The following is a 16,551-nucleotide window of genomic DNA, read 5'->3' on the forward strand; positions in this document are numbered from 1 at the left end:
ATTCCCACTATGCCATCCTTTGCGCTCAAGGTCACCCGGTCGGGTCTCGCCGGTCTCGAAAGGCTGTCTCCGCGGCTGGCCGGCAAGGCGGCTTTCCGGCTTTTCTGTCTGACGCCATCGCGTCGTCCCCGCGGCTCGAAGGCCAAGGCGGCGTATATGGAGGGCAGGCGGCGTCTTCTTGCGGCAGAGCAGGTGATGCTGTCGTTTCCTGGCGGCCGTGCCATGGCTTACCGCTTCAACGGCGGAGCCAAAGGGCCGCGTAAGCGCTATCTCGTAGTCCATGGCTGGGGTTCCAGCAGTGAATACATGTCCGAACTGGCTGCATCCCTCGCCGACGACGGAGCAGAAGTGATCTCGCTCGATCTTCCCGGCCATGGGCGATCGGCCGGTCGATTCCTCAATGTGCGTTTGGCCGTCTCCGCTATCGCGGCAGCGTCGGCCCGTTTCGGAGCCTTTGATGCCGCCATCGGACACTCCTTCGGCGGTGCATCTCTCGCACTGGCGTCCGCGGGTTTTCTGCCTGATATCGAGCCGCTTCGGTCGGGCAGGCTGGTGCTGATCGGTGCGCCGAGTGCCATGGGCTGGCTCTTCAAAGATTTCGGCCGTCTAATGCGGCTTGGGCCGGCAACTCAGGCGGCCCTCGAAGACGAGGTTCGTCTGGTAACGGGCAGGACGCTTGCTTCTTATGACCAAAAGCGCGGCCGACTCGATCCGAGCCGGCCGGTCCTCGTCATCCATGCCGAGGACGACAAGGAAGTGAGCGCCGATCACGCGCGCGGCTATGCCGCTGAGGGCGCGCATGTCCGCCTCTTCTGGGCCAACGGTTTCGGGCACCGGCGCATTGTGAGTGCAGCACCCGTGCTTGACGCAATCAAGAACTTCCTTGCCGAAGACCTCGAAGAGGAAAATCCGCTCGAAAATCGTGACGGGACGGTGCTATCGTTTTACCGAACCCCACTGCGTCGCTCGTCATAGCACTACCAGCGCCGCGCAGGCTTCGGGGTCGATCGCCACAAGGAGACGCGAGCAGCATGCGTATTGTTACCTCGGTCGAGGAACTGGAAGAGCTCTATGGTGATGTCGGCGAGGCGTCGATCACCAAAGTAACGAGCGTTCTGACACCGCTCTATCGCCGGATGATTGAAGCATCGCCCTTCATGGCATTGGCAACCGTCGGGCCTGAAGGGCTCGATTGCTCACCGCGTGGTGATCTGGGCGGCGTGGTGCGGGTGGAAGATGAGAAGACCCTGCATCTGCCGGATTGGCGCGGCAACAACCGCGTCGACTCGCTTGCGAATATCGTGCGCGATCCGCGCATAGCGCTGATGTTTCTCATCCCGGGATCGAATACGACTATGCGGCTCAATGGACGGGCGGTCGTCTCGATCGAGCCGGCTTTGCTCGACAGTTTCGAGATGGACGGGAAGCATCCGCGCTGCGTTGTCGTCATCACGATCGAGGAAGTCTATTTCCAGTGCGCACGGGCGGTGATGCGGGCCGAGCTGTGGAATGCGGAACGGTTCGTCGATCCGGCAAGCCTGCCGTCGCCGGGTATGATGCTCAAGGCGGCGAAGCCCGATTTCGATCAGGAGACCTATGACCGCGAGGCGCCGGCGCGGGCCGCCAAGACGCTTTGGTAAACAAGCCGCCGGCATGCCTGGGAAAGCAGCGCCGGCGGTTGGTTGGCTTCGCTTCTAATTCTTGTAGATGAGCCAACTTTTGGTGAAATCCTTCTGCATGCCGTCCTGATAGACGCTGCTGCAATTGCGGCCGGCATTCTTGGCGCAGTAAAGCGCAAGATCGGCCTTGTTATACAGCTCTCCCGAATCGGCTGCTTCCGAAGCCATGCAGATGCCGAGGGAGAGGGTGATCGGACCATAATCGACCCTGGTGCGCGAATTCTTGAACGGCGTCGCTTCCAAGGTGCGACGTACCCGTTCGCAGACCGTCGTAACATCTTCGATGCTGGTGGCTTCCAGAATGAGAGCGAATTCCTCGCCGCCGACGCGGGCGACAAAAACATCGCGCCGGACATTGGTGCGGATGATGGAGGCGACGGTGGCGAGAATCTTGTCGCCGACCGGATGGCCGAAAGTGTCGTTGATCCGCTTGAAATGATCGATATCGGCAAGCACCAGAGCGGTCGTCGGCCTGGTCAGCTGATTGTCGAAGATCGAGACCAGCCGGTCTTCGAAGGCGCGACGATTGGAAAGCCGGGTCAGTGCGTCGGTATTGGCGATGCGCTTATATTCGTCCAGTTCCTTGCGAACCAGCTCCATTTCCTGGCTCCGCTGGACGACGTTCTCGACCGTCTTTTCACCATGAGCCATGGTGTCGCCTGTCGCTGCGGCGAGCATGTCGATGGCGCCGCGCAGCAGTTCGGCGCTGTTGTGGCTCCTCGAACTTATGCTCTCACAGGTCTCGCCAAGCAGGCGATTGTAGCTTTGGAGCGTCGTCTGTTCCTGGCGCAGGGCGCGCAGGACGACATCGAGTTCGGTGGTCAGACGGGTATGCGCATCGTCGAAGACACGACCCGCGTGATGCGGAAAATATTTGGCTCCGATGTCGTCCAGCTCTTCCTGGGTGGCGCTCTTGCCGAGGGCTGCCAGTTCACGGGTGAGAGCGAGATTGGAGCCTATATAAGCTTCATAGAAAAGTTCGTAATTGCGCGGAATAGGTGCGATCCCCATGGATCGCATGGCGTATGTAATCTGCCCTGCCACGTCGGGAATTTGCGCCTTGGGCGCAATCGCCGTACTCATCGTGAGCTCCGTAACATGTATTGGTTAAATCCCTTCTTTATCTATGCAAAGATTCTTTGAGAAAATATTAAGGACGTGATTGTGAAAAATCCTCGGTGATTACGGTTTTATTCGGAAATAATTACAATTGAAGGATGGTTTTACAGAAGGAGCGCTGATGCGCCCCTTTCGATATGTTCGATCGCAAGTGGTTTTTTCTATCCGAGATTGAGTTCCTGGAAGAAATCGTTGCCCTTGTCGTCAATGACAATGAAGGCAGGAAAATCCTCTACTTCGATCTTCCAGACGGCTTCCATGCCGAGTTCCGGATATTCGAGAACCTCTACCTTCTTGATGCAATCCTGAGCAAGGCGCGCTGCCGGACCGCCGATGGAGCCCAAGTAGAAGCCGCCGTATGTCTTGCAGGCTTCGCGCACGGCGCGTGAACGATTGCCCTTGGCAAGCATGATCATGGAGCCGCCGAATGACTGGAACTGGTCGACATAGCTGTCCATGCGGCCCGCGGTTGTCGGGCCGAAGGAACCGGAAGCATAGCCGGCCGGTGTCTTTGCCGGGCCGGCGTAATAAACCGGATGGTTTTTCAGGTATTCCGGCATGCCTTCGCCTTTTTCCAGGCGTTCGCGGATTTTGGCATGCGCCAGGTCGCGTGCCACGATGATCGTGCCGGTGAGCGACAGCCGTGTCTTGACGGGATGTGCGGATAGTTCTGCCAGGATATCCGCCATCGGCCGGTTGAGATCGATGCGGACCATGGATTCCGAGAGCTTGGCTTCATCGATCTCGGGCATGTACTTGGACGGATCGGTTTCGAGCTGCTCGATGAAGATGCCGTCGCGCGTGATCTTGCCCTTGGCCTGGCGATCGGCAGAACAGGAGACGCCCAGGCCGATCGGCAGCGATGCGCCATGACGGGGCAGGCGGATGACGCGGACATCATGGCAGAAATACTTGCCGCCGAACTGGGCACCGACGCCGAGGCTCTGCGTGAGCTTGTGGATTTCCTTCTCCATTTCGATATCCCGGAAGGCATGTCCGCTTTCGGAGCCTTCCGTGGGAAGACAGTCGAGATACCGTGTCGAGGCGAGCTTGACCGTCTTTAAGTTCATCTCGGCAGACGTGCCGCCGATGACGATGGCGAGATGATAAGGCGGGCAGGCGGCCGTACCGAGCGTCAGGATTTTCTCCTTCAGAAAATCCAGCATGCGGTCATGCGTCAGAAGCGACGGAGTGCCCTGATAGAGGAAGGTCTTATTGGCCGAGCCGCCGCCCTTGGCGACAAAGAGGAATTCATAGGCGTCGGTGCCTTCCTCATAGATATCGATCTGGGCGGGCAGATTGTTTTTGGTGTTCTTTTCCTCGAACATCTTGATCGGTGCGAGCTGCGAGTAGCGCAGGTTCTTCTTCTCATAGGCGTCGAGTACGCCCTTTGCCAGCGCGCTGCTGTCGCCGCCCTCGGTCCAGACGCGGCGGCCTTTCTTGGCCATGATAATGGCGGTGCCGGTGTCCTGGCACATGGGAAGCACGCCGCCAGCGGCGATATTGGCATTCTTCAGCAGATCGTAGGCGACGAAGCGGTCGTTATCGGTGGCTTCCGGGTCTTCCAGGATCGAGGCGAGCTGCTTCAGGTGGCCGGGGCGCAGCAGGTGGTTGATATCGGCGAAAGCCGTCTCGGCGAGCAGGCGGATGCCCTCGGGTTCGACGGTCAGGATTTCCTGGCCCTTGAAGGTGTCGACGGAGATGTAATCGCCCGAAATCTTGCGGTAGGGGGTCGTGTCGTCGCCGAGAGGAAACAGATCGTCAGCCATTTGGGAAACCTTTCAAGCCGGATGGCGGGGAAGATGTTTGGAAACGATCTAAATCCGGCTTGAGGCAAAAGCAATTGTTTGGCTGTCGGTCGACATTTCAAAATGGGAGATTGTCGACGGGTATGCGCAGGACGGGGTGAGTCTTTTTTGATGCTGAGGCCCTGTGCCCGGCCCCTCACCCTAACCCTCTCCCGCTTGCGAGGAGAGGGACTTGTTCCGCATTTGCAGCACCGACTGAAGCTGCTGATCTTGCACGATAAACTCGCTCTCCCCGCAGGAGCGGGGAGAGGAGCCATGCACACGGCTTTGGCATTGGAGGACTATGCCTGGCAATCGCTGAAGGAGGAACTTACTTCGGACCGATCATCGTTTCCGGCCGGACGATGGCATCGTATTCTTCCGATGATACCAATCCACTCGCCAGAGCTTCTTCCTTCAGGGTCGTGCCGTTCTTGTGAGCGGTCTTGGCGATCTTGGCGGCATTGTCGTAGCCGATCTTCGGCGCGAGTGCCGTCACCAGCATCAGCGAACGTTCGAGGCCGGCCTTGATATTGTCCTCGCGGGCTTCGATGCCGACGATGCAGTTGTCGGTGAAGGAGACGGCGGCGTCGCCGAGCAACTGCACCGACTGCAGGAAGTTGTAGGCCATCATCGGATTGTAGACGTTGAGCTCGAAATGGCCCTGGCTGCCGGCAAAGGTGAGGGCGGCATTGTTGCCGAAGATGTGAATGCAGACCTGCGTCAGCGCTTCGCATTGTGTCGGATTGACCTTGCCCGGCATGATCGACGAGCCCGGCTCGTTTTCCGGCAGTGCCAGTTCGCCGAGACCGGATCGCGGGCCGGAGCCGAGCAGGCGGATGTCGTTGGCGATCTTGAAGAGTGCGGCTGCCGCGGCATTGATGGCGCCATGGCTGAAGACCATCGAATCATGGGCGGCCAGCGCCTCAAACTTGTTCGGCGCGGTAACAAAGGGCAGGCCGGTGATCTTGGCGATCTCGTCAGCGACCTTCTCTGCAAAGCCGATCGGCGCATTGAGGCCGGTTCCGACCGCGGTGCCACCCTGGGCGAGTTCGCAAAGGCCCGGCAGGGTCAGCTCGATGCGTTTGATCGACGAGGCGACCTGGGCGGCATAGCCTGAGAATTCCTGGCCGAGCGTCAGTGGCGTTGCATCCTGCGTGTGAGTGCGGCCGATCTTGATGATATGGGCGAAGTCGGCGACCTTCTTTTCCAGGGCCGCATGCAGGTGCCTGAGCGCCGGCAGCAAGTGATGGACGATCTGCTCGGCGCAGGCGATGTGCATGGCAGTCGGATAGGTATCGTTCGACGACTGGCTCATGTTAACGTGGTCGTTCGGATGCACGGGCTTTTTCGAACCCATAACGCCGCCGAGCATCTCGATTGCGCGATTGGAGATCACTTCGTTGGCATTCATGTTCGACTGCGTGCCCGAGCCGGTCTGCCAGACGACAAGCGGGAAATGATCGTTAAGCTTGCCATCTATGACTTCCTGTGACGCATCGACGATTGCCTTGCCGAGCGCCGGATCCAACTGGCCGAGCTCCATATTGGCGCGCGCAGCCGCCTGTTTGACGATGCCGAGGGCGCGGACGACCGAGAGCGGCTGCTTTTCCCAGCCGATCTTGAAATTGCCGAGCGAGCGCTGCGCCTGCGCGCCCCAATAGCGGTCGCTGGCGACTTCGATCGGGCCGAAGGTATCGGTTTCGGTGCGGGTGGACGTCATCTTCGTGGTCCTGCTTTCCATTGAGACAGATAGCAGCCATATAGGTGCGAACCGTGCTCATGAAAACATCAAAGCGCCATTCATGATTATAAAAATCATGTTTTCAATGCGGTCGTCGGGCGTGCCCTTTTTAACACGCCTGGCATATATTCGCGGAGGCGCATTTTACGCCCCTCAAAAAGCCAGGGAAATTTCAATAAAAGATTAACCAATAATTTCATAATTCGGTGTGGACTAAGCGCGGAAGACGCCACTGCTTCGTCACGTGAAGTTGAGGCATTGAACGAAAGGCGGGGTCTCGTCGTTTTCAGTGTAGTGGGTGTATGATGTCTGAGACATCGCGGCCGAGTTGAAAACAGCACCGTCGAGCTCGAAGTTACCGTACGATACAGGGACTGATTAGAGAATGAAACTTGCCATCAAAGCCACAGCATCCGTCCTGGCTCTTTCCTGCTGCCTTTCCTCGATTGGCGCAACCTCCGCAAGTGCTATGACCCTCATGGATTTTATCCGTGGCGGTCAGGGCCGTCAGCAGAGCACGCAGGTTTCGGCTCCGGTTCCCGTCAACCCGGCGCAGACGCTGAACTCCGTTGAGCCTCCGCGGGCAAAGCAGCCGCTGCCGACCGTCGATGCGCCGAAATACTATACTTACAAGGCCGACCAGATGCGGCTGGTGTCGACAGTGCATTTCGCCGATCCGGTTGTGACCGGCGCCGTTGCAGATGCCTCTCCCACGCCGGTTGCTATTGATGCCGAAGTCTCGCAGCGCCGCTATCTGGCGGATGCCCGTGTCATGGCGACCAACGATATCGCCAAGGCGATCGAAACCTATTATGCCGATCAGAGCAAGCCGCTTCTCTGGGTTGCAGATCATGCCGTCAGCGACAAGGCGAAGGCCGCGATGGCGGTCCTTGCCGATGCTGGTTCCGTCGGCCTCGATCCTGCCGACTATGCGGTAACACTGCCCGGCGACAATGCCGCAAATGCCGACCCCGTGCTGCGTGATCGGGCTCTCATGCAATTTGAGCTCACGCTCTCCAGCAAGGTGCTGATGTTCGTCCAGGATACGGTTCGCGGTCGTCTCGACCCGAACAAGATCTCCGGCTATCACGACTTCAAGCGCAAGGACGTCAATCTGACGGCTATGCTCGATGTATTGCGCGCCAGCCCCGATGCTGCCGCCTATCTCAACAGCCGCAGCCCGTCCAACCCGCAATTCATGGAATTGAAGGCGGAGCTTGCGAAGCTGCGTTCCGAGGCCGGAACGGACGGCAGTCACATTTCCATTTCGCTCGCCGGTACGCTGAAGCCGGGTGATAGCTCGCCGGAAATGGCCAATATCGTCAAGGCGATAGAGCATCGCGGCTCGAATGCACTGAAAACGGCTCACGCCGATCTTTTCTCCGCTTATCTGGGCACGCCGAGCTACACGCCCGAGCTCGTGTCGCTGGTCGAGGACTTTCAGCGCGAAAAGGGTCTGACGGCCGACGGCGTGATCGGCCCGTCCTCCGTTCGCGCGATGGTCGGCGAGAACAACGATGTGAAGATCCAGAAGCTGGTCATCGCCATGGAGCAGCTGCGCTGGCTGCCGGACGAACTAGGCCCGCGTTACGTCTTCATCAATCAGCCGGCCTTCATGGTCTATTACTACAATAACAATCAGGAGCAGCTGTCGATGCGCGTCGTCGTCGGCAGCAAGCAGCACCAGACCTTCTTCTTCGAAAATCAGGTGCAGACGGTCGAATTCAACCCATTCTGGGGCGTTCCGCAGTCGATCATCATCAACGAGATGCTGCCGAAGCTGCGTTCCGATCCGAACTATCTCGATCGCATGGGCTATCAGGTCGAAGTGGGCGGCCGCGCCGTCGCTTCGTCCAGCGTCGACTGGTATGGCTCGACGAAGAGCATTTCGGTTCGCCAGCCGCCGAGCAGCGACAACGCACTCGGTGAACTGAAGATCCTCTTCCCGAACTCGCACGCCATCTACATGCACGACACGCCGCAGAAGAGCTTCTTCAAGAAGGATATGCGCGCACTCAGCCACGGCTGTGTCCGTCTTGCCGATCCGCGCGCGATGGCCGCCGCCGTACTGAACACCACGGTTGATGACGTCGCCAAGCAGATCGCTACCGGCCAGAACAAGGCTGTGGCCGTGCCGCAGAAGTTCCCGATCTACATCGCCTATTTCACCGCCTGGCCGAACAAGGACGGCGTAATCCAGTATTTCAACGATGTCTACGATCGCGATGCTGCCACACAGAAGGCGCTCGATGCGACCTCAAAGGCGCGGACTGCTCAGATCTAAAGTCTGTTCAGTGGCGAAAACAAAAATGGCGGCCATGTGCCGCCGTTTTTTGTTGCCTGTCGTATGAGAATATCACGCAGCGTCAGCGGGCGTTTCAGTTCAATTCTTCGCCTCGATCCGCCATTCCCTGCTGCCGAAGGTAACGTCGAAGCGGGAGAGGAAGGAACGACCGAGTAGTCCGTCGACTTCGGCGCCAAGTGCCGCGGTGTCGTCGAGAACCACGGCCGTGATATCGCTAGCTTGGACATGACCGACCTTCACGGTGGTCGCCGTTGTGCGTGTGGCTTGAGAAACGCCGTTTGCCGTTTGAAGAGATATTCCGTTGTTGCCGTCGACCGGCAGCTTGGCTCGTGCGGCGAAAGCTTTGCTCACCGCGACGAAGCTTGCACCGGTGTCGACGATGAACACGCCGTCTGTGCCATTGATCGAGACCTTGGCAAGGATGACGTTCTTGCCCTGCGTCGGAAATCGATCGCTGCCTGTCGCGTAAGTCGAGGCGCATTTGCCCATTGTTTCATAGAGTTTAATGATCCCACGCACGACCGCTGTGTCGTTTCTATCGGGGTTAGTTGAAACCCAGAGTTGCAGCGGTCCGATCGCCTCGCAATATTCACCAAGCTCGCGGTAGCTGGCGGAGATTCCCTCAAATACGGCACTATTCAGTATCGCGATATTGTCGGTAAGGCCGATGACCGAATAGTAGTCGTCAATGGCGTCCCGATATTTCTTGGCATTTTGGCGAATTCGCGCTCGCTGGAAATAGAAATCGGGCATCCCCGGGGACATTGCTATCACTTGGTTAGAGACTTTCAGCGCTTCGTCGAAGTCGCTGAGATCGTCAAGAATTTGTGCCACTGAGCTCAAGGCGATGTTCGACGGCTTGCACTTGTCGGAGAAGGCAATGAAGACTTTGGCCGCTTCGCGGCGATAGCCCTGCTTCGTTAGCTCATCTGCGAATTTGTAGACCGCGTTCCAATCACAATGCTCTCGCCGTAACATATCGAGATCGGCTGCCATCGCGGGTCTGCCTGCAACAATATTCGGCAAAGGTGCGATGTCGAAATGCTTATAGACCGCGGTCAGAGCGGCATCGGGTTTGGCTCCAGCTCCGGTTTCCGTCTCGACGTACCCTATAATGCGGTCGCCGTAGATGTAGAACCAAATACCTGCGCATAGTGCACCACAGATAATCGATGTTCGGACAATAGGAGCAAACCACCCCCTGCGGCTTGGCAATCTACCGGCGTTACGGTCTTCAGGATCTGCTACGAGGAAGGGGGAGCGCTCCGCTATCGAGTGATCGTCCCACCTCGGCAACATCGCGCAGCGGGCCTTTCGCTTGCGCGGTTATGACGCTGATAGCAGAACGTCGATAAGTTGTGGCTGAAGCGCGTGAATCGCGCAAGACCCGTTACAACCGCGCCGTTCGAACCAACAGGGATTTTAGTATTCTCAGGCCGCCAGCAGTCCCTCGACCAGTTCAGGCGTCAGCTCGTCATAGTGATAGATGATGCGGTTCGGTCCAAGCGTTTCGATGCCGACATCGGAGTAGCCGAAGGGGACCGCGATGGAGGGGACGCCGGCATTGCGGGCGACAAGGATGTCGTTGATGCTGTCACCGATCATGATCGTCCGGGCGATGTCGCCGCCCGCGCGCTCGATGGTGCCGATCAGGTGTTCGGCATTCGGCTTGCGGACAGTGAAGGTGTCGCCGCCGGTAATGGCCTCGAAATATTGGGTCAGTTCGAGCCGGTCGAGAAGTGTGCGCGCGAGCGATTCCATCTTGTTGGTGCAGACGGCCAGCTTGTAGCCTTTGTTCCGCAGTGTTGTAAGCGCGGCCAGGAGCCCGGGGTAGGGCTGCGTGACGCCGGGCATCGTCTCGGAATAATGGGTTATGAAGCGCTGTAGCAGAGCCGGTAATTCTTCCGATGTCAGCGTATAGCCATGCAGCTTGCAGGCCCGCTCGATCATCACCTGCGCGCCGTTGCCAACGAGATGCGTCACGTCGTCGTAAGTGACCGGCGGAAGCTTGAGTGCGGCGATCGTATGGTTCAGGCTGACGATCAGGTCCGCATGCGTGTCCAGCAGCGTGCCGTCGAGATCGAATACGACAAGGGGAGATTTCACGAGGAATCGGCCTTTGCATAGAAAAGAGTGCGTCTTCCGGAGTTAAAAGATCGCGCGGGCAATTGCAACCGAAGCGCCGGAAAGCCTAGGCGGGAAGGCCTCGGGGATTTCTATATCATGCCGTTATTTTGGCTTTCGTTTGGCTGGAGAGCCGTGTAAACAGCAGACCAACGTAACAATGGGAGCAGGTGGCGCATGGACGCCCGCCAGATGAAAATCGAGGCTGCGAGAGCCGCGCTCGCTCACGTCGAAAGCGGCATGCGGCTCGGGATCGGCACCGGCAGCACGGCGGAGGAATTCGTTCGCCTGCTCGCCGAAAAGGTCGCCGCCGGCCTCTCGATTGAGGGCGTTCCCACATCTGAAAGAACGGCCAAGCTCTGCAACGAACTCGGCGTGCCGTTGAAGTCGCTCGACGATCTTCCGGAACTTGACCTGACCATCGACGGAGCCGACGAGCTGGATGGTGCGCTGACGTTGATCAAGGGCGGCGGCGGCGCGCTGCTGCGCGAGAAGATCGTTGCTGCTTCCTCAGCCCGCATGATCGTGATCGCGGATCAGAGCAAGGTCGTTGAGACCCTCGGAGCCTTTCCGCTACCGATCGAGGTCAATCCCTTCGGTCTCGTTTCCACTCGCATCCTCATCGAGAAGGCGGCCTCGCGTCTTGGGCTTTCCGGCGCGCTCAACATGCGCCGCGCGGGCGACAGCCTCTTTGTCACCGATGGGGGGCATTATATCGTCGATGCATCTTTCGGCCGTATTCCTGATGCAGAGGCGCTGTCGAGCGAGCTCTATTCGATTCCCGGCGTTGTCGAACACGGGCTCTTTATCCATATGGCGACACAAGCGATCATTGCCGGCCCCGCCGGTGCGCGCACGTTGCAGGCGAACAATACATAGGAGCACTCATCTCATGATCAAATTTGCGGGTCTTGGCCGTCTTGCCGCTGCAACCATCCTTCTTTCCGGCATTGCTTTCGGTTCCGTAAGCGCTCAAGAGGTTTCCGAGGATCAGATCAAGGCTGCCCGCGCCGCGATCAATGCTCTCGGCATCACCAACCAGTTCGACAACATCTTGCCGAACCTCGCCGAGCAGCTGAAGAGCACGATGATCCAGGCAAACCCGAATTTCGGCGATGCGATCAACTCGACCGTCGACGCCACCGCGCTCGCGCTCGCACCGCGCCGTGCCGATCTGGAGCGTGAAGCGGCCATCACCTATGCCAAGGCCTTCTCTGCCGACGAACTGAAGGCGATTGCAGATTTCTACAATTCGGCGGCAGGCAAGAAGCTTCTCAAGGACGGTCCGCTCGCCACCCGCGAACTCTACAAGGCGGCCGATATCTGGAGCCAGGGCATTTCGCGCGATCTCGCAAAGCAGAGCAACGATGCCCTGCAGAAGGTCGTCAAGCAGCCGGTCGTTACGCCGGATGCCGGTGCGGCCGCTCAGCCGGCGCCGAAGCAGTAATCAACGGTTCGCCGCCGCAGCGGTTTCGACAGCTAGGTTTGTAGTTTTCGGTATCTGCGGCAAGCAGTTACAAATTCGAAGCCCGGATCGATTCCGGGCTTTTCTTTTTGGGTCTCGGCTCCCTATATGAGTGCCGACCCCCAATGGCGCTTCGCGCGCAACTTGATGTCTACAGGAGCGATCCATGCCTTCGTTTGATTTCGACCTTTTCGTGATTGGCGGCGGCTCGGGCGGTGTGCGCAGCGCGCGCGTGGCCGCATCGCTTGGCAAGAAGGTCGGGATCGCCGAGGAATATCGCTATGGCGGCACCTGCGTCATTCGCGGCTGCGTGCCGAAAAAATTGTTCGTCTACGCTTCGCAATATAGCGAGCATTTCGAGGATGCGGCCGGTTTCGGCTGGACGGTCGGCGACAGCAGCTTCGACTGGAAGAAACTGATCGAGGCGAAAGACAAGGAAATCGCCCGACTGGAGGGCCTCTATCGCAAGGGGCTCGACAATGCCAAGGCGGAGATCTTCGATACCCGCGCCGAGCTGGTCGATGCCCACACGATCAAGCTGCTGAAGACCGGCCAGACCGTGACCGCCGAGACCATCGTCGTTGCGACTGGCAGTCGGCCGAATCTGCACACGGCACTGCCGGGTCACGAGCTTTGCATCTCCTCGAACGAAGCGTTCCATCTGAAGGAACTGCCGAAATCGATCCTCATTGCCGGCGGCGGCTACATCGCCGTCGAGTTCGCCAACATCTTTCATGGTCTGGGCGTCGAGACGACGCTGATCTATCGCGGCGCCGAGATACTCTCGCGCTTCGATCAGGACCTGCGCAAAGGCCTTCACGAGGCCATGGAGGAGAAGGGCATCCGTATTCTCTGCCATGACATCATTGAGAATGTCGAGAAGGTAGAGGGCAGGCTCAGTGTTCGGACGAAGAACGATAAGCTCCTGACGGTCGATACCGTCATGCTGGCGCTCGGCCGTACGCCGAATACCGAAAATCTCGGGCTTGAGGCTGCCGGCGTCGCAATCAACGACCAGGGCGCTATTATCGTCGACGAATATTCGCGCACTTCCGTTGCGAACATCTACGCACTCGGCGACGTCACCGACCGGGTACAGCTGACACCGGTGGCGATCCACGAGGCCATGTGTTTCATCGAGACGGTCTACAAGGACAATCCGACCCGGCCGGATCACGAACTCATCCCGACGGCCGTTTTCTCGCAGCCGGAGATCGGTACGGTCGGCCTGACCGAGGAAGACGCTGCCAAGCGTTATCCGGAGCTCGAAGTTTACCGGGCGCAGTTCCGGCCGATGAAGGCGACGCTTTCGGGTCGAGCCGAGAAGATGATCATGAAGCTGATCGTCAACGCCGCGGACCGCAAGGTCATCGGCGCGCATATTCTCGGCCACGATGCCGGCGAGATGGCGCAGCTTCTCGGCATCACACTGAAGGCCGGTTGCACCAAGGACGATTTCGACCGCACCATGGCGGTGCATCCGACGGCGGCGGAAGAATTGGTAACGATGTATTCGCCGAGCTATCGCATTCGCAACGGCGAGCGCGTGTAACGCGCTCGTTTTGGCTCTGAGATCGACTGCACCATAAAAGATTCGCACAGTAGTTTGCCCGCCTTTGCAAGCGGGCGGCAAAGGTTTATAAGCGCGCGTTATTTACGACGACGGGCCGCCCGACCGAGATCGGGCGTACAAGCAGGTGAGTGAGATGGCACAGAATTGGACCCCGAGCAGTTGGCGGCAGAAACCGATCCAACAGGTGCCGGATTTTCCGGACAAGGTAGCGCTGGCAGAGACCGAAGCGCAGCTTGCAAGCTATCCGCCACTCGTTTTTGCCGGTGAAGCCCGTCGCCTGAAGGCGCATCTCGCCAATGTCGCAGAGGGCAACGGTTTCCTGCTTCAGGGCGGCGATTGCGCCGAAAGCTTTGCAGAACACGGTGCCGATACGATCCGTGACTTCTTCCGCGCCTTCCTGCAGATGGCGGTCGTGCTGACCTTCGGTGCGCAGCTGCCGGTCGTCAAGGTTGGCCGCATTGCTGGTCAGTTCGCCAAGCCGCGCTCGTCGAACATCGAAACGCAGAATGGCATCTCGCTGCCGAGCTATCGCGGCGACATCATCAACGGTATCGAGTTTACCGAGGAAGCACGCATTCCCAATCCCGACCGTCAGATGATGGCCTACCGTCAGTCTGCCGCGACGCTGAACCTGCTGCGCGCCTTCGCCATGGGCGGCTATGCCAACCTGGAAAACGTCCAGAAGTGGATGCTCGGCTTCGTCAAGGACAGCCCGCAGGGCGAGCGCTACCGCAAGCTTGCCGATCGTATCGGCGAGACCATGGATTTCATGCGTGCGATCGGCATCACCGCCGAGAGCAACGCAAGCCTGCGCGAAACCGATTTCTTCACCAGCCACGAAGCGCTGCTGCTTGGCTATGAAGAAGCCTTTACCCGCGTCGATTCCACGACCGGCGACTGGTACGCCACCTCCGGCCACATGCTCTGGATCGGCGACCGTACGCGCCAGGCCGACCACGCCCATGTCGAATATTTCCGCGGCATCAAGAACCCGATTGGTCTGAAGTGCGGTCCTTCGCTGCAGGCGGACGATCTGCTTAATCTGATCGACATCCTGAACCCGCAGAACGAAGCTGGCCGCCTGACGCTGATCTGTCGTTTCGGTCACGACAAGGTTGCCGACAACCTGCCGCGCCTCATTCGCGCCGTTGAGAAGGAAGGCCGCAAGGTCGTCTGGTCTTGCGACCCGATGCACGGCAATACGATCACGCTCAACAATTACAAGACGCGTCCGTTCGAACGCATCCTGTCGGAAGTGGAAAGCTTCTTCCAGATCCATCGCGCCGAGGGCACGCATCCGGGCGGCATCCATATCGAGATGACCGGCAAGGATGTGACCGAATGCACGGGCGGCGCCCGCGCGGTCGGCGCCGAGGATCTCCAGGATCGCTATCACACACATTGCGACCCGCGTCTCAATGCCGACCAGGCGCTGGAACTTGCCTTCCTGCTCGCTGAGCGGATGAAGGGCGGTCGGGACGAGAAGCGTATGCGCGCACACGGCTGAGCGAAGCCGCATTCATGATCTCTCGAACGGGCCGGCGAAAACCGGCCCGTTCGCTTTTGGGCTAGGAGCGATCAGCTTGGCTGAAAGACGCTTCAGTTCTTTGAAATTGACCCAACTTCCGTTCTCGGCAAGGCTGCCTCAAAATAAGGGGAGCGATGATGAGCCACGAACACACGGGAGCCTGCCTCTGCGGCAGTGTAAGTTTCAGGACGCACGGAAAACTGCGCGAAGTGGTCGCCTGCCATTGTTCGCAGTGCCGCAAACAGACCGGGCTCTATTATGCCGCGACCAATGTCGCACGCGAAAATCTTGTCATCGAGGGAGAAGAGGCGATCACCTGGTATCGTGCCAGCACATTCGCTCACCGCGGCTTTTGCAGGATCTGCGGCTCGGCTCTGTTTTGGGTGGCCGATGGCGCCGATGAAATATCGATTATGGCCGGTCTGTTCGATCAGCCGAGCGGCCTTGAGATGGGCTATCATATCTATTGCGCCGACAAGGGCGATTATTACGAGATCAGCGACGGACTGCCGCAATATCGGCAGGGGCGACCGGGGCTGTTGACGGCCGGCCCCTCCGATTGACCCTCAGATACTGCCTTTTTCGGTAACGAGCTTGCTCAGTTTGGCGAGTTCTTCACGCACCACCGCAAGCTCGGTCAACACCTGCATATCGATCTTCTGATGCAGGGACAGCACTTCCAGCTCGGACTTGAGATTGACTTCATAATCCTTGGCTGCCTCGAAACGATCCCGCTCGGCCTGCCGGTTCTGTGACATCATGATGATCGGCGCCTGAATCGCGGCGAGCATGGAGAGAACGAGATTCAGGAAGATGAAGGGGTAGGGGTCGAAGGCGTTCGTGGTGAGGAGGATCGTGTTGATGACGCACCAGAAGGCCAGAAACAGCAGGAAGGCGATAATGAAGGACCATGAGCCGCCGACACGGGCGATGCTGTCTGCGAGACGCCGCCCCCGGGAGGATTCCGCCGAGATGGCGGCGTTGATATCGGTGGAGATGATTTTCCGCTCGTGCGCCTTTTTAAGAACGCGCTTTTCGATATCGCCGAGCTGATCGGCTGTCTTGTCAAAATGCAGATGAACGAAGTTGGGAAGATTATGCATTGGGAGGGCTCCAAGGTCCTTGTGGCATTGAATGCAACTATTCGACCAATGGGGAAAAATGCAACGAGGGAAGGGTTTCAAACTCGATTGCGCATGGAGCTGCTGCGCGTACTGTTATCGCAAA

The 16,551-nt window shown here is 58.7% G+C and carries 14 protein-coding genes; 8 read left to right on the forward strand and 6 right to left on the reverse strand.

Annotation, left to right across the window (positions count from 1 at the left end):
- Positions 1-9 precede the first annotated feature (9 nt).
- Both FBZ99_RS00270 and FBZ99_RS00275 read left to right on the forward strand, forming a co-directional pair.
- Entirely contained in the window at positions 10-975 is a 966-nt protein-coding gene (locus FBZ99_RS00270) for an alpha/beta hydrolase (protein WP_145630982.1), read from the forward strand.
- A gap of 56 nt (positions 976-1,031) precedes the next feature.
- Positions 1,032-1,640, forward strand: coding sequence for a pyridoxamine 5'-phosphate oxidase family protein (locus FBZ99_RS00275; RefSeq protein ID WP_145630984.1), 609 nt, complete (start codon positions 1,032-1,034; stop codon positions 1,638-1,640).
- Between the two features lie 54 nt (positions 1,641-1,694).
- Here FBZ99_RS00275 and FBZ99_RS00280 read toward each other — a convergent pair whose 3' ends face one another.
- From FBZ99_RS00280 to fumC, 3 genes are all read right to left on the reverse strand, one after another.
- Positions 1,695-2,762: a GGDEF domain-containing protein gene (locus FBZ99_RS00280; RefSeq protein ID WP_145630985.1), complete on the reverse strand. Its 1,068-nt coding sequence runs from the start codon at positions 2,760-2,762 to the stop codon at positions 1,695-1,697.
- Positions 2,763-2,959: 197 nt separating this feature from the next.
- Positions 2,960-4,567 carry a fumarate hydratase gene (locus tag FBZ99_RS00285; RefSeq protein WP_113333100.1) on the reverse strand — a complete coding sequence of 536 codons (1,608 nt, stop codon included), beginning with the start codon at positions 4,565-4,567 and terminating at the stop codon, positions 2,960-2,962.
- Positions 4,568-4,916: 349 nt separating this feature from the next.
- Positions 4,917-6,308 carry a class II fumarate hydratase gene (fumC, locus tag FBZ99_RS00290; protein WP_113333101.1) on the reverse strand — a complete coding sequence of 464 codons (1,392 nt, stop codon included), beginning with the start codon at positions 6,306-6,308 and terminating at the stop codon, positions 4,917-4,919.
- A gap of 406 nt (positions 6,309-6,714) precedes the next feature.
- Between fumC and FBZ99_RS00295 the strand changes: the two genes are divergently transcribed.
- Entirely contained in the window at positions 6,715-8,613 is a 1,899-nt protein-coding gene (locus FBZ99_RS00295; protein ID WP_113333102.1) for a L,D-transpeptidase family protein, read from the forward strand.
- Between the two features lie 99 nt (positions 8,614-8,712).
- Here FBZ99_RS00295 and FBZ99_RS00300 read toward each other — a convergent pair whose 3' ends face one another.
- Positions 8,713-9,630, reverse strand: a complete 918-nt coding sequence (locus FBZ99_RS00300) for a TIGR02281 family clan AA aspartic protease (RefSeq protein WP_186450264.1) — start codon at positions 9,628-9,630, stop codon at positions 8,713-8,715.
- Between the two features lie 435 nt (positions 9,631-10,065).
- Entirely contained in the window at positions 10,066-10,740 is a 675-nt protein-coding gene (locus FBZ99_RS00305; protein WP_113333104.1) for an HAD family hydrolase, read from the reverse strand.
- A gap of 195 nt (positions 10,741-10,935) precedes the next feature.
- On the opposite strand from FBZ99_RS00305, the gene rpiA reads away from it, so the two are divergent.
- From rpiA to FBZ99_RS00330, 5 genes are all read left to right on the forward strand, one after another.
- Positions 10,936-11,637 (forward strand): ribose-5-phosphate isomerase RpiA, encoded by a 702-nt coding sequence (rpiA, locus tag FBZ99_RS00310; RefSeq protein ID WP_113333105.1) that lies wholly within the window; start codon positions 10,936-10,938, stop codon positions 11,635-11,637.
- A 13-nt stretch (positions 11,638-11,650) separates the two neighbouring features.
- Positions 11,651-12,205, forward strand: a complete 555-nt coding sequence (locus tag FBZ99_RS00315) for a DUF2059 domain-containing protein (protein ID WP_069613069.1) — start codon at positions 11,651-11,653, stop codon at positions 12,203-12,205.
- A gap of 184 nt (positions 12,206-12,389) precedes the next feature.
- Entirely contained in the window at positions 12,390-13,775 is a 1,386-nt protein-coding gene (gene gor, locus FBZ99_RS00320) for a glutathione-disulfide reductase (RefSeq protein WP_145630987.1), read from the forward strand.
- Positions 13,776-13,929: 154 nt separating this feature from the next.
- Entirely contained in the window at positions 13,930-15,303 is a 1,374-nt protein-coding gene (locus tag FBZ99_RS00325) for a class II 3-deoxy-7-phosphoheptulonate synthase (protein ID WP_113355255.1), read from the forward strand.
- A 158-nt stretch (positions 15,304-15,461) separates the two neighbouring features.
- Positions 15,462-15,887 (forward strand): GFA family protein, encoded by a 426-nt coding sequence (locus FBZ99_RS00330; protein WP_113333144.1) that lies wholly within the window; start codon positions 15,462-15,464, stop codon positions 15,885-15,887.
- A 3-nt stretch (positions 15,888-15,890) separates the two neighbouring features.
- Here the strand turns inward: FBZ99_RS00330 and FBZ99_RS00335 are convergent, their stop codons facing one another.
- Positions 15,891-16,427 carry a DUF1003 domain-containing protein gene (locus FBZ99_RS00335; RefSeq protein ID WP_145630988.1) on the reverse strand — a complete coding sequence of 179 codons (537 nt, stop codon included), beginning with the start codon at positions 16,425-16,427 and terminating at the stop codon, positions 15,891-15,893.
- Positions 16,428-16,551: the final 124 nt, after the last annotated feature.

This window comes from Rhizobium sp. ERR 1071 (genome assembly GCF_007828675.1).
In the GTDB taxonomy this organism is placed as follows: domain Bacteria; phylum Pseudomonadota; class Alphaproteobacteria; order Rhizobiales; family Rhizobiaceae; genus Rhizobium; species Rhizobium dioscoreae.